The sequence below is a fragment of the Streptacidiphilus jeojiense genome (assembly GCF_000719095.1).
In the GTDB taxonomy this organism is placed as follows: domain Bacteria; phylum Actinomycetota; class Actinomycetes; order Streptomycetales; family Streptomycetaceae; genus Streptacidiphilus; species Streptacidiphilus jeojiensis.
Genome location: NZ_JOEH01000019.1, coordinates 182,592 through 195,168, shown reverse-complemented (window position 1 = coordinate 195,168; position 12,577 = coordinate 182,592). Strand labels below are relative to the sequence as shown.

The 12,577-nt window shown below is 72.5% G+C and carries 11 protein-coding genes; 10 read left to right on the top strand and 1 reads right to left on the bottom strand.

Features of this window, described 5'->3' with window-relative positions; all coding sequences use genetic code 11:
• Positions 1 to 76 precede the first annotated feature (76 nt).
• The 5 genes from IF29_RS0125035 to IF29_RS0125015 all read left to right on the top strand — a co-directional run bounded on the left by IF29_RS0125035 (position 77) and on the right by IF29_RS0125015 (position 5,999).
• On the top strand, positions 77 to 1,216 hold the full coding sequence (locus IF29_RS0125035) for an ATP-binding cassette domain-containing protein (protein WP_051725911.1): 1,140 nt from the start codon (positions 77 to 79) through the stop codon (positions 1,214 to 1,216).
• Positions 1,217 to 1,220: 4 nt separating this feature from the next.
• A complete protein-coding gene (locus tag IF29_RS0125030) occupies positions 1,221 to 1,976 on the top strand; it encodes a hypothetical protein (protein ID WP_030259089.1) in 756 nt (251 codons plus the stop codon).
• A 189-nt stretch (positions 1,977 to 2,165) separates the two neighbouring features.
• On the top strand, positions 2,166 to 3,128 hold the full coding sequence (locus tag IF29_RS0125025) for a FadR/GntR family transcriptional regulator (protein ID WP_084714885.1): 963 nt from the start codon (positions 2,166 to 2,168) through the stop codon (positions 3,126 to 3,128).
• 349 nt (positions 3,129 to 3,477) lie between these two features.
• The gene (locus IF29_RS0125020) at positions 3,478 to 4,959 is read left to right on the top strand and encodes an RNA polymerase sigma factor (protein ID WP_030259083.1); all 1,482 of its coding nucleotides are present in this window, start codon (positions 3,478 to 3,480) and stop codon (positions 4,957 to 4,959) included.
• A gap of 218 nt (positions 4,960 to 5,177) precedes the next feature.
• Positions 5,178 to 5,999, top strand: a complete 822-nt coding sequence (locus IF29_RS0125015) for a S1 family peptidase (RefSeq protein ID WP_030259082.1) — start codon at positions 5,178 to 5,180, stop codon at positions 5,997 to 5,999.
• 163 nt (positions 6,000 to 6,162) lie between these two features.
• On the opposite strand, the gene IF29_RS0125010 is transcribed toward IF29_RS0125015, so the two are convergent.
• Complete coding sequence (locus IF29_RS0125010) at positions 6,163 to 6,393, bottom strand: DUF7455 domain-containing protein (protein ID WP_030259079.1); 231 nt, start codon at positions 6,391 to 6,393, stop codon at positions 6,163 to 6,165.
• 611 nt (positions 6,394 to 7,004) lie between these two features.
• On the opposite strand from IF29_RS0125010, the gene IF29_RS0125005 reads away from it, so the two are divergent.
• From IF29_RS0125005 to IF29_RS49065, 5 genes are all read left to right on the top strand, one after another.
• A complete protein-coding gene (locus IF29_RS0125005; RefSeq protein WP_030259078.1) occupies positions 7,005 to 9,140 on the top strand; it encodes a DNA gyrase/topoisomerase IV subunit B in 2,136 nt (711 codons plus the stop codon).
• Positions 9,141 to 9,309: 169 nt separating this feature from the next.
• Entirely contained in the window at positions 9,310 to 9,798 is a 489-nt protein-coding gene (locus IF29_RS0125000) for a DUF1453 family protein (protein WP_030259076.1), read from the top strand.
• An 11-nt stretch (positions 9,799 to 9,809) separates the two neighbouring features.
• Complete coding sequence (locus IF29_RS0124995) at positions 9,810 to 11,000, top strand: sensor histidine kinase (RefSeq protein ID WP_030259073.1); 1,191 nt, start codon at positions 9,810 to 9,812, stop codon at positions 10,998 to 11,000.
• Positions 11,001 to 11,009: 9 nt separating this feature from the next.
• Positions 11,010 to 11,738, top strand: coding sequence for a response regulator transcription factor (locus tag IF29_RS0124990; RefSeq protein WP_030259071.1), 729 nt, complete (start codon positions 11,010 to 11,012; stop codon positions 11,736 to 11,738).
• Positions 11,739 to 11,867: 129 nt separating this feature from the next.
• On the top strand, positions 11,868 to 12,563 hold the full coding sequence (locus IF29_RS49065; RefSeq protein WP_380524554.1) for a DUF485 domain-containing protein: 696 nt from the start codon (positions 11,868 to 11,870) through the stop codon (positions 12,561 to 12,563).
• The last annotated feature ends 14 nt before the right edge of the window (positions 12,564 to 12,577 follow it).

The window sequence follows — 12,577 nt, the reverse complement described above, 5'->3', positions numbered from 1 at the left end:
AAAGTAACTAAGTCGGTCTATCGTGCTGGCAACGGGCGGAGGAAGGCTGCGCACCGGCATCGCGAGGTGAGGCCCTGTGTTCCAGGCGATCGGACTGACCAAGAGCTGGCGCAGGGGGCGTCCCCCGGCCCTGCTCGACCTCTCCTTCGACGCGCGCGAGGGGCAGGTCACCGTCCTGCTCGGAGCAGAGGGCTCGGGTCGCACCACGGCGCTGCGGCTGGCCCTCGGACTGGACCGCGGCCAGGGCGTCGCGCTCTTCGACGGCCGTCCCTACCGGCGGATCCGGCGTCCGGAGCGGGAGGTCGGCGCGGTCCTCGGTGATCCGGGGCGGCACACCGGGCATCCGGGCCGGGAGGCCCGCGGGCACCTGCGCATGGTCGCCGCCGCTGTCGGGGTCCCGGCCCGCCGCGCCGACCAGCTGCTGGAGCAGACCAGGCTCGCCCCGGCGGCCGGACACCGGCTGCGCACCTTCTCGCCGGGTATGAGCCGTCGGCTCGCCCTGGCCGAAGCGCTGCTCGGCGATCCCGGCACGCTGCTGCTGGACGAGCCCACCCACGGGCTCTCGCCCAAGAACACCGAATGGTTCCACGCCTTCCTGCGGGCCTTCGCCGCCGGCGGTGGCACGGTCCTGGCCACGGTGCGGGACCCGCGCGAGGCCGCGGCGCTGGCGGACCGGGTGGTCACCCTGGACGGCGGCAGGCTCATGGCGGACCAGGCCAAGGCCGACTTCGTCGGCAGCCGGCTGCGTGACGAGGTGTCAGTACGCGGTCCCCAGGTGGGCCGGCTCGCCGACCTGCTGACCGAGTCCGGCGCCCAGGTGCGCAGGGAGGGCGGTGCGGGCATCGCCGTGGTCGGCGCCTCCCGTACCCAGATCGGTGAACTCGCCTACCGGCACGGCATCCTGCTGCACGAGCTCGCCGACCGCGCAGCCGGCTCCGGCGCCGGCTCCAGTTCCGGGCCCGGGGTCGCGCCCGCGCCGGTGGCCGTCCCGCAGTCCTCGTCGGCGGGCGCGAGCGCACTGCCCCCGCCCTCGGCCGCGCCGGCGCAGCCCGGCGAGACCGTCGTCGTGCTGACCCCGGGGAGCGCGGTCTCCGCCTCGGTGCCGGTACCGACGGCGGACACCGCGACCCGGTCCCGGGTCCCGGCCGGCCTCGCCTCGGTCAGCGGTCCGCTGTACCGGGACGAGCCCCCCGCGTCCGACCAGCGAAGCGAGTGAGCACGTGCACGCACTGACCTATGAGCGCCGACGGCTCACCGGGATCCGGTCCACCTGGCTGGTCCTGGCGGCCGTGCTGCTCGCCGACGCCGCCGTGGCCGCGCTGACGGTCCGCCAGCCCTCGCTGGCGGACCCGGTGCGGGTGCTCACCGCCGGGGTCCCGCTGCTGCCGCTGCCGATCGCCGCCCTGGGCGCCGGTGTGGTCGGCGCACTGTCGTACGGGCACGAGGTGCGCTACCCGGTGCTGCAGCCCCTGCTGCTGCCCGTCCGCCGCCGCCTCGGCCTGCTGCTGGCCAAGCTGCTGGTCTCCGCCGTCTACTCGGTGCTGCTGGTCGCGGCGACCCTGGCGGTCGACGCCGGGGTGTACGCCGTCGTACTGCACCGGCCGCCGACGCCGGCGCCGGCTCTGGTGGGCTTCGCCGCGCTCGCGGTGACGGCGGGCTGGATCGGGCTGCTCGCGGCGGCTCTGCTGCGCAGCGCCGCCGCGGGGGTGCTGGTGCTGCTGACCCTGCCGGTCCTGGTGGAGCCGACGGTGCGGCTGCTGCGCGACGGCAGTCTGACCGGGGACCGGCTGCGGGCCGCACACTGGCACCGGCTGTTCCCGGTGGACACCGGCCACGCCTGGCTCTCCGGGCCGCTCAGCGGGCTGCACAGCACCGCCTCGCTGTCGCCGCGGGGTCTGCTGCTGCTGGCCGCCGGTCCGGTCCTGCTGCTCCTGCTCGGCTACCTCGCCGTGCTGCCCCGCCGCCGCGGGGTCTAGGGACGGCGGCGGCTAGGGACGGCGGGGGTCCAGGGACGGCGGGGAACGGGGGGATCCGCGCGACCGCTCGACCAGGTGTGCTGACGCTGAGTGATCGTCAGGGCTCCATCCTCGCCAGACTCTGCCTGTTTTGCGCAGAAGATGCAGATAAAGCGTCAATTGTCTGGTGACAGGCGATCACCCTTTCGTGTGCTTTTCACGAAAGTCCTCAAGGCGTGGGCCGCCATCGCCGACAAAGGAGACGTGAGTACCGTTGCGCATCCCCCCATGACCACCACCCGCCTGTCCGAGCCGTCCCGCTCCGGCGTCGGCGAGCTGGACCGCTTCCCCGTCGGCGAACGCACCGCCGAGCGGGCCTTTCCCGAGCGCGGGGCTCCTGGCCCCTCACTGCACTGGGACAGCGCCGAGTCCGACCTCGGCCGGCCCGGCCGCCGGGTCGCCGGCGGCCGGGGCCGGGGACTGCACGGGCAGCTGGTCCAGCAGCTCGGGCAGATGATCGTCTCCGGTGACCTGGGCGCGGACCGCCCCCTGGTCCCCGAGGAGATCGGCCAGCGTTTCGAGGTCTCCCGCACCGTGGTCCGCGAGTCGCTGCGGGTGCTGGAGGCCAAGGGCCTGGTCAGTGCCCGTCCGAACGTCGGCACCCGGGTCCGCCCGGTCGCCGACTGGAACCTGCTCGACCCCGACATCATCGAGTGGCGCGCCTACGGTCCGCAGCGCGACGACCAGCGCCGCGAACTGTTCGAACTGCGCTGGGCGATCGAGCCGCTGGCCGCCAGGCTCGCGGCGGGGCACGGCCGGGACGAGGTCCACCAGCGGATGGTGGACATGACCGAGATCATGGGCCACGCCGTCGCCCAGGGCGACCAGGTCACCTTCAGCCGTGCCGACAGCGAGTTCCACGCCCTGCTGCTGGAGCTGGCCGGGAACCGGATGCTGGAGCACCTGGCCGGGATCGTCGGCTCCGCGCTCACCGTGTCCGGAAGCCCGGTCACCGCGTGCGAGCGCCCGTCCGAGCCGTCGGTCGGGCTGCACACCCGTCTGGTCGAGGCGCTCGGCACGGGTGACGGCACGGCGGCGGAAGCGGCCATGCGTGCGCTTCTGACGGTCCATCCGGAGGTCGACCACGTGGTTCCGGCGCCCCGCGAGCACTGAGCCCGCCGTCCCCGCCAGCAGGCCGCCGCCCGGATCCGGGCGGCGGCCTGCTGCGTCCCGCGGCCGAGTTCCGCGTAACCTTCACCGGATCGGGCGACCACAGGAATGATCCCGCCATCTCCCCGGGTTGTCCTGGGTAGGTTCCGGGCAGCAGCGTCCTCGGGCGACTGTGACCTGCACCACCAAAGCGAGGCGTAACACTTCTCCGCGGGCAGCGATGTCTACGGAGGCGGCGGCACTTCGTGTGCCGGGCGCCGAACCCGGTTCAGCTCCAGATTTCACGTCCAGCAGTTACCAGAATCCGCCCTCACGGGTCGGTTTCTGTTCACTCACGTCCGAGAGGTTGTTCGTGTCGGCCAGCACATCCCGTTCGCTCCCCCCCGAAATCGCCGAGTCCACCGCGCTGATGGCACTCATCGAGCGGGGTAAGGCACAGGGGCAGATCGCCGGCGATGACGTGCGCCACGCCTTCGAGGTGGACCAGATCCCGGTCACCAAGTGGAAGAACGTCATGCGCAGCCTCAACCAGGTCCTCGATGAGGAGGGTGTGACGCTGATGGTGAGCGCGGCGGAGTCGTCCGCCCCCAAGCGCCCCCGCAAGAGCGTCGCGGCGAAGAGCACAGCGACGAAGGCGACCGCGACCAGGGCCGTGCCGACGCGTACGGCGCCTGCGGCTCCCGCTCCCACGACCCGGGCGGCGGCACCGCGTGCCGCCGCCGTGACCGCGCCCCAGCCCGCCGCCGTGGTGGTCCCGGCGGGGCCGGCCGACGACCTCGACGAGGCGGCGCCGGTGCTGGAGACCGCCGCTCCGGCCAAGAAGGCGGCCCCGGCGAAGAAGGCCGTCGCCAAGAAGGCCGCCCCGGCGAAGAAGACCGCAGCCAAGAAGACCGCCGCGGGCAAGACCAAGTCCGACGAGGACCTCGGCGCCGAGGACGAGGCCGCCGAGGACGCGGCACCGGCCAAGGCCGAGGGCGAACCGGTCGAGGGCGAGGAGGAGTCGCAGGGCTTCACGCTCTCCGACGACGACGAGGACGACGCCCCGGCCCAGCAGGTCGCCGTGGCCGGCGCCACCGCCGACCCGGTCAAGGACTACCTCAAGCAGATCGGCAAGGTCCCGCTGCTCAACGCCGAGCAGGAGGTCGAGCTGGCCAAGCGGATCGAGGCAGGCCTCTTCGCCGAGGACAAGCTGGCCGCCGCCGACAAGCTGGCCCCCAAGCTCAAGCGCGAGCTGGAGATCATCGCCGAGGACGGCCGCCGCGCCAAGAACCACCTGCTGGAGGCCAACCTCCGGCTGGTGGTCTCGCTGGCCAAGCGCTACACCGGCCGCGGCATGCTGTTCCTGGACCTGATCCAGGAGGGCAACCTGGGTCTGATCCGCGCGGTCGAGAAGTTCGACTACACCAAGGGCTACAAGTTTTCCACCTACGCGACCTGGTGGATCCGGCAGGCGATCACCCGCGCCATGGCCGACCAGGCCCGCACCATCCGGATCCCGGTGCACATGGTCGAGGTCATCAACAAGCTGGCCCGCGTCCAGCGGCAGATGCTCCAGGACCTGGGCCGCGAGCCCACCCCGGAGGAGCTGGCCAAGGAACTCGACATGACCCCGGAGAAGGTCGTCGAGGTGCAGAAGTACGGCCGCGAGCCGATCTCGCTGCACACCCCCCTCGGTGAGGACGGCGACAGCGAGTTCGGCGACCTGATCGAGGACTCCGAGGCGGTCGTCCCGGCCGGCGTGACCCGCGAGCGGATCCGCCAGATCGAGTCCAAGACCATGTCCAAGCTGCGCCACCCCTCCCGCTCCCAGGTCCTGCGCGACTACCTGGACTAGCGGAGCCGCACCCGGCAGGAAGCAGGCACCGGCGGCGGGCGTCATCCCTCGAAGGGATGTGCCCGCCGCCTTTGTGCGCGCCGACCGGATGCCGAGCGTGACCGGGCGCATACGCTGGGTCGCAGCCATGCGCATGTGCGCAGGGGTGCGGAAGCGGCGAAGGGCGACGGGTGGCGGGCAAGAGGCGTACGGCGGAGGCGGCCGGGGCGGCGGGGGCAGTGGCGCGGCGGAGGGGGCGCAGGGTCCTGCTGGTCCTGCTGGCCGCGCTGCCGGTACCGGTGGCGACCAGTACCCCGGCCCTGGCGCAGGGGCAGTTGCGGATCATCGGCGGCACCGGGGCCAGCACCCAGCAGGAGCCCTGGATGGTGGCCCTGGGCAGCAGGTCGGTCTACGGCGACTACCGCTCCGGGCAGTTCTGCGGAGGGACGCTGGTCTCCCCGACCAAGGTGGTCACCGCGGCGCACTGCCTGTACGACGAGTCGACCATGCGTCCGGCGAACCGGCCCGACCTCAGGGTCATCGTCGGCCGCAGCGACCTGTCCACCTCGGCCGGCTCCGAGGTGCCGGTCTCGCAGGTGTGGATCGACCCCGACTACTCGATGCGCAGCAACATGTGGGACGTGGCCGTGCTCACTCTCGCGGTGCCCCAGCCGGGCCGCGCGGTGCTCCCGCTGGTGGACCAGGGCGCCACGGCGCCCTACCAGCCGGGGACGGCGGCCACCGTCTACGGCTGGGGCGACACCAGGGGCAACGGGCAGTACCCGATGACGCTGCACTCGGTCCAGGTGCCGATGATCGCCGACTCCACCTGCGCCCGGGACTACCCCGACGGCGCCTTCCGGGCGAGCAGCATGGTGTGCGCGGGGGACCAGTCCCGGGGCGGCCGTGACGCCTGCCAGGGCGACAGCGGGGGCCCGCTGGTGGTCGCCGGGCGGCTGGTGGGCCTGGTGTCCTGGGGGACGGGCTGCGCCGAGGCGGGCCACCCGGGGGTGTACACCAGGGTCGCCGCGATGGCCGACGCGGTGCGGGGCCAGCTGTGACCTGACGCACTGTGAGCTGACAGGGTGTGATATGCGTCACCTTGCGTGCCGGCAGCGCGGCGGACGCAGAGAGCCGGGCCCCGACCTCTCGGTCGGGGCCCGGCTCTTCGTCGCTGTTCAGCTCGTCGTCGGGGCTGCCTTCAGCGCAGCCCGGTGGAGCGCCTCAGTGATCCTCTTCACCCGAGGACGACGGTGCGGCCGTCAGCCGGCCGGTCTCGTCCTGTATCTCGGCTGCGATCTTCTTCAACTCCGGCTCGAACTTGCGGCCGTGGTGAGCGCAGAAGAGCAGCTCGCCGCCGGATGCCAGCACGACGCGCAGGTAGGCCTGGGCACCGCACCGGTCGCAACGGTCAGCTGCGGTCAGCGGGCTCGCGGGGGTCAGAACTGTAGTCACGTCGCCTCTTCTCTAGCTCGACGAGCTGTCGTACCAGGGTCAACATCCAACCAGGCCGAAAACGTTCCCGCTTGCGGCTTTTCTTTTGTGACGCTCGGGTGCGGGTCGGCCCGGCCGTTGAGCCGGGAAGGGGATCCCCCGCCTGAAGGAGCGGAGGAGGGGAGACGGCGGTGACCGCTGTGTCGCTGCCGCTTCTCCCCTTGGAGCCTCGGGGATTTTCTCTTGTTGGAGAGGACGTGCCCCGCGCTCCCTTGGTTCATGCCTGCTGCCGACTATGGCATGCACGTCACTCGTGCGGGATATCGAACGCTTGTCCGACTTACCCTACGGGGTGCGCGTAGCATAAGCGGCGAGCAGGTCGGAGCAGAAGCCCCAGCCCACACACCGGTAGCCTGCATCCCGGCAGCATTGACGCCATGGTGCACCGGCCTCCCGCAGGGGGGCCAGGAAAAGGGCCCGTGTTCGCGCTCCGCGTAGCGCCGGACCGGCCATTGACCGGACCGACCATTGAGGAGTCCAACGACTCGGGGGCCCGCCCCCGAGCCTGTGAAGCCCGCAGGTGGCCGCGACGAGCGAAGCGCCACCGCATCGAGAGACCGGAGTAGTAGCGCGTGACCGCCGAAACAACCGTGCCGACCGCCGCCCTCAGCGCCGGCGGGAGCTCCGCCAGCGACGGTTCCTACACCGCGCGGCACCTCCTCGTCCTCGAAGGCCTGGAGGCGGTCCGCAAGCGGCCCGGCATGTACATCGGGTCCACCGACAGCCGCGGCCTGATGCACTGCCTCTGGGAGATCATCGACAACGCGGTCGACGAGGCGCTGGCCGGCCACTGCGACCGGATCGAGGTGTTCCTGCACGCCGACAACTCGGTCGAGGTGCGCGACAACGGCCGCGGCATCCCGGTCGACGTCGAGCCGAAGACCGGCCTCTCCGGGGTCGAGGTGGTGATGACCAAGCTGCACGCCGGCGGGAAGTTCGGCGGCGGCTCCTACGCGGCCTCCGGAGGTCTGCACGGTGTCGGCGCCTCGGTGGTGAACGCGCTCTCCGCGCGCCTGGACGTGGAGGTGGACCGCAGCGGCCACACCCACGCCATCAGCTTCCGCCGCGGCACCCCCGGGACCTTCGCGGGCGAGGGCCCGGACGCCGGATTCACCGCCGCCTCGGGGGCGAACGGCGCCCTGGCCAAAGCCAGGAAGGCGCCGCGCGGCCGCACCGGCACCCGGGTCCGCTACTGGGCCGACCGGCAGATCTTCCTCAAGGACGCCAGGCTCTCGCTGGACAACCTGCACGCCCGGGCCCGGCAGACCGCGTTCCTGGTCCCCGGGCTGACCATCGTGGTGCGCGACGACCGGGCCCTGGACGGGGCGCCCACCGACGAGCAGACCTTCCGCTTCGACGGCGGCATCGCCGAGTTCTGCGACTTCCTGGCTCCGGACAAGGCCGTCTGCGACACCCTGCGGCTGCAGGGCACCGGCAGCTTCAAGGAGACCGTGCCGGTCCTGGACGACCTCGGCCACATGACCCCGACCGAGGTCACCCGGGAGCTGGGGGTGGACATCGCGCTGCGCTGGGGCACCGGCTACGACACCACCCAGCGCTCCTTCGTCAACATCATCGCCACCCCCAAGGGCGGCACCCATGTCGCCGGATTCGAACGCTCGCTCACCAAGACCCTCGGTGAGGCGCTGCGCGCCGCCAAGCTGTTGCGGGTCGCCGAGGACGACATCACCAAGGACGACGCGACCGAGGGCCTGACCGCGGTCATCACCGTCCGGCTGGCCGAGCCGCAGTTCGAGGGCCAGACCAAGGAGGTGCTCGGCACCTCCGCCGCGACCAGGATCGTGGCCGCGGTGGTGGCCAAGGAGCTCAAGGCGTTCCTCACCTCCACCAGGCGCGACGACAAGGCCCAGGCCCGAGCCGTGATGGACAAGGTGGTCGCGGCCGCCCGCACCCGGGTCGCCGCCCGGCAGCACAAGGAGGCCCAGCGCCGCAAGACCGCGCTGGAGACCAGCTCGCTGCCGGCCAAGCTGGCCGACTGCCGCAGCGACGACGTCGACCGCAGCGAGCTGTTCATCGTCGAGGGGGACTCCGCGCTCGGCACCGCCAAGCTGGCCCGCAACTCCGAGTTCCAGGCGCTGCTGCCGATCCGCGGCAAGATCCTCAACGTCCAGAAGGCGTCCGTCTCGGACATGCTGAAGAACGCCGAGTGCGCGGCGATCATCCAGGTGATAGGAGCGGGCTCGGGCCGGACCTTCGACATCGACCAGGCCCGCTACGGCAAGATCGTGCTGCTCGCCGACGCCGACGTCGACGGCGCCCACATCCGGATCCTGCTGCTCACGCTGTTCCAGCGGTACATGCGGCCGATGGTCGAGGCCGGGCGGGTGTTCTCGGCCGTGCCGCCGCTGCACCGGATCGAGCTGACCAACCCCCGCAAGGGCCAGGAGAAGTACCTCTACACCTACTCCGACAGCGAGCTGCGGAACACCCTGCTGGAGCTCCAGCGCAAGGGGCAGCGCTGGAAGGAGCCGGTGCAGCGCTACAAGGGCCTCGGCGAGATGGACGCCGACCAACTGGCGGAGACCACGCTGGACCCGCGGCACCGCACCCTGCGGCGGATCAACGTCGGCGACTTGGACGCCGCGGAGAAGGTCTTCGACCTGCTGATGGGCAATGACGTGGCCCCCCGCAAGCAGTTCATCGTGGACTCGGCGGCACTGCTGGACCGCTCCCGCATCGACGTCTGACCCCGTCCGGGCAGGTCCCGGGCAGGTCCCGGGCAGGCCCTCCACCCTGGGGTGGAGGGCCTTCTCCATCCCCGCTTCCACCCCTGCTCCGAGGCTCTGAGCTGCGCCGATCCGTACCTTCGAGAGTGTCTTCAGCACCCCTCGGAACCCCTCGAAACCGGAGCAGATCATGGGAAGCACCGCGAACGTCGCCCTGACCGTCGTGGTCGTGATCTATGTCGTCGTCCGTCAGTTCCGGGCCCGGCGGATCGCCAGCGACAGCCGGAGGATGCTGGTCGTCCCCGCGGTCCTCGCCGTCCTGGCCCTCAGGGACCACAGCCTGATCGACCACGCCCACCGCACCGCCTCGGTGGCGCTGCTGGTGGTCAGCATCCTGCTGGAGGTGGCGATGGGCTTCGCCTGGGGCTTCACCACCCGGGTCTGGCGGGACGCCTCCGGTACGGTCTGGGCCAAGGGCACCGTCGCCACCGGGTTCGCCTGGGTCGGCATGATCGTCGCCAGGATCGCGCTCTACGCGGTCGGCAGCGCGATGGGCGTGGCCGAGGGGCAGGGCGTGCTGCTGCTCTCGCTGGCCGCCGTGCTGCTGGTGCGCACCGCCGTGGTCAGCTGGAGGGCACGCGAGACGGGCCCGTCGTACGGTGTCCCTGCGGTGGGCTGACGGCCCGACGGATGACGGACGGACACGGCGTGGACAACTGGACCGAATGGCCCTCCCGGGAGGCGGTCGACCGGGAGGGCCGGACCCGTGCCCGGCTCTGGTTCGCCTACGGGGGCCGGTGCGTGGGGCTCGGCGCGGTGCTGTGGGTGACCTTCGCCCAGGAGCACCGCGACGCGGCGCACACCTGGGCGGTGGCCGCGATCGCCGCCGTGGGGGTGCTGGCCTTCTGGCGCTTCCTGCGCCGCAGCCGGGAGCAGCGGCTGACCCCGGCACTGCTCTGGGTGGCGGTGGTCTTCGTCCAGGCACTGTTCGCGGTGACCAACGGGGGCGAGGCCCTCGGCGTCCTGCTGATGTGCGTGATCGCCCTCGGTTCGCTGCAGCGGCTCCCGCTGATCGTGGCGGTCCCGGCGGTGTCCCTGGGCACCCTGCTGTTCCTGCTGCTGGCGTCCGCCTCGGTGCAGGGCTACGGCAATGCCGCCGTCATCACCGGTCTGGGCGTGCTCGGCTACGTCACCAGGATGGACTGGGAGGCCAGGGCCAACACCCAGCGGCTGCTGGCGCAGGAGCGGGCGGCGCGGGTCGCCGAGGCGGAGTCGGCGGCACTGGCCGAGCGGGCCAGGATCGCCAGGGAGATCCACGACGTGCTGGCGCACAGCCTGTCGGCGCAGCTGGTCCACCTGGAGGCGGCCCGGGTGATGCTGGACGCCGGCGCCGACCGGGCGCAGCTGCGCGAACGGATCGTCGCCGCGCGGCGGATGGCGCAGGACGGGCTGGCCGAGACCAAGCAGGCGCTGTCGGCGCTGCGCGGTGAGTTCGCGCCGGTGTCGGAGTTCCTGAAGACGCTGGCGGAGGCCGACGGGGCGACCGTGGAGATCGAGGGACTGGCCCGTCCGCTCGGCGCCGAGGCCGGTGTGGCGGTGCGGCGCACCGCGCAGGAGGCGCTCACCAACATCCGCAAGCACGCTCCGGGGGCTCCCTGCGCGATCCGGCTGTCGTACCTGAAGGGCAGTGTCGAGCTGGAGGTGCGGAACGGGGCGGCGGCCCGCCGGGAGGACGGCCCGGACGGCGCCGAACTGACCCGCAGCGGAAGCGGGCTGGGGCTGCTGGGGATGCGCGAGCGGGCCGAACTGCTCGGCGGATCCCTGCAGGCCGGACCGGACGGCGAGGGGTTCAAGGTCCTGCTGAGGGTGCCCGCCGCCTAGGGTGGAGCGATGAGCGACGCTGTGGTGCGGGTACTGGTGGCGGACGATCAGAAGGTCGTGCGCGAGGGGATCGTGATGCTGCTCGGGCTGCTCCCCGGGATCGAGGTGGTGGGAGCGGCAGGTGACGGCGAGGAGGCGGTGGCGCTGGCCGCCGCGCAACTGCCCGACGTGGTGCTGATGGACCTGCGGATGCCCCGGTGCGACGGGGTGGAGGCGACCCGCCGGATCCGGGCCGCGCATCCCGCCACCGAGGTGGTCGTGCTGACCACCTACGCGGACGACGACTCGCTGTTCCCGGCCCTGCAGGCGGGCGCCCGCGGCTATCTGACCAAGGACGCCGGGGCCGAGGAGATCGCCCGGGCGATCAACGACGTACGGGCCGGAGCGGCCGGGCTCTCGCCGCAGATCCAGCGTCGGCTGCTGGAGCGCTTCGCGGCTCCGTCCGCTCCGTCCGCTCCGTCCGCCTCGCCCGCCCCGTCCGGCGCGGCTGCTGCGGATCCGGCTCCGGCGCTCCCTGCCGCCGTCGCGCCGACGCTGCCGGACGGGCTGACCGCGCGTGAGGCGGAGGTGCTGGGCCTGATCGCCGACGGGCTCTCCAACGCCGAGATCGCCGCCCGACTGTTCGTCAGCATGGCCACCGTCAAGACCCATATCAACAACCTCTTCGCCAAGACCGGGGTCAGGGACCGGGCCCAGGCGGTCGGTTACGCCTACCGGCACGGTCTCTCGCACGGTTAGCGGTCGCATCACCTGATGGGGTGAACGTCCGCACACCGGACCACGGCGGCGCCCGGCGCTCAGCATGCTGGGGGAGACGGGAGGGGAATCCGGGGGACCCGTCACTCCATCGACGCGGGAGCACAGTTGTTGAGACACCGGGAACCGGAAACGCCGCCGGAGGCGCAGGCCGCCGAGGCGCCGGCTGGAGACCAGGACGGTCGGCGGGGCGGTGCCGCCGGTTTCGACTGGTGGGCGGCGCCGGCGTCGCGGCCCCGGGCCGTGGCGGCCCGGACGGAGGCAGTCCAGCCGCAGCAGGCCCAGCCGCAGCAGGCCCAGCCGGAGCAGGGCCAGACACAGGAGGCCGAGCCCCAGCAGGCCGAGGTGGTACCGGGGCAGCCCGGGCCCGGGCGGGCGGGCCCGGAGCGGGTTGCGCGGACGGCCCCCGAGCCGGGCGTGGCGGGGCCGGCGGCCCCGGTCGACACGGAGGTGGCCAGGGGGGTGGCTGAGGGGGTGGCTGAACCCGCGCCCCGGGCTGCCGAGGTCTACCGGCACGTCCAGGCGGGCGAGGAGTTCCGGGAGGTCCGCCGTGAGTACCGCCGCTTCGTGTTCCCGGCCTGTGCGGCCTTCCTGGCCTGGTACCTGGTCTACATCGTCGCCGCGGTGACCCTGCCCGGAGTGATGGACCGTCAGATCGCAGGCCCGTTCACGGTCGCCTGGGCGCTCGGACTGCTGCAGTTCGCTTCGACCTTCCTGATCACCTGGCTCTATGCCCGGCACGCCCGCGACCGGCGGGACCGATTGGCGCTCGGCCTGCGCTGGGAGACCCAGGACCGGCTCCGATGAGGTCCTCAGGAGGG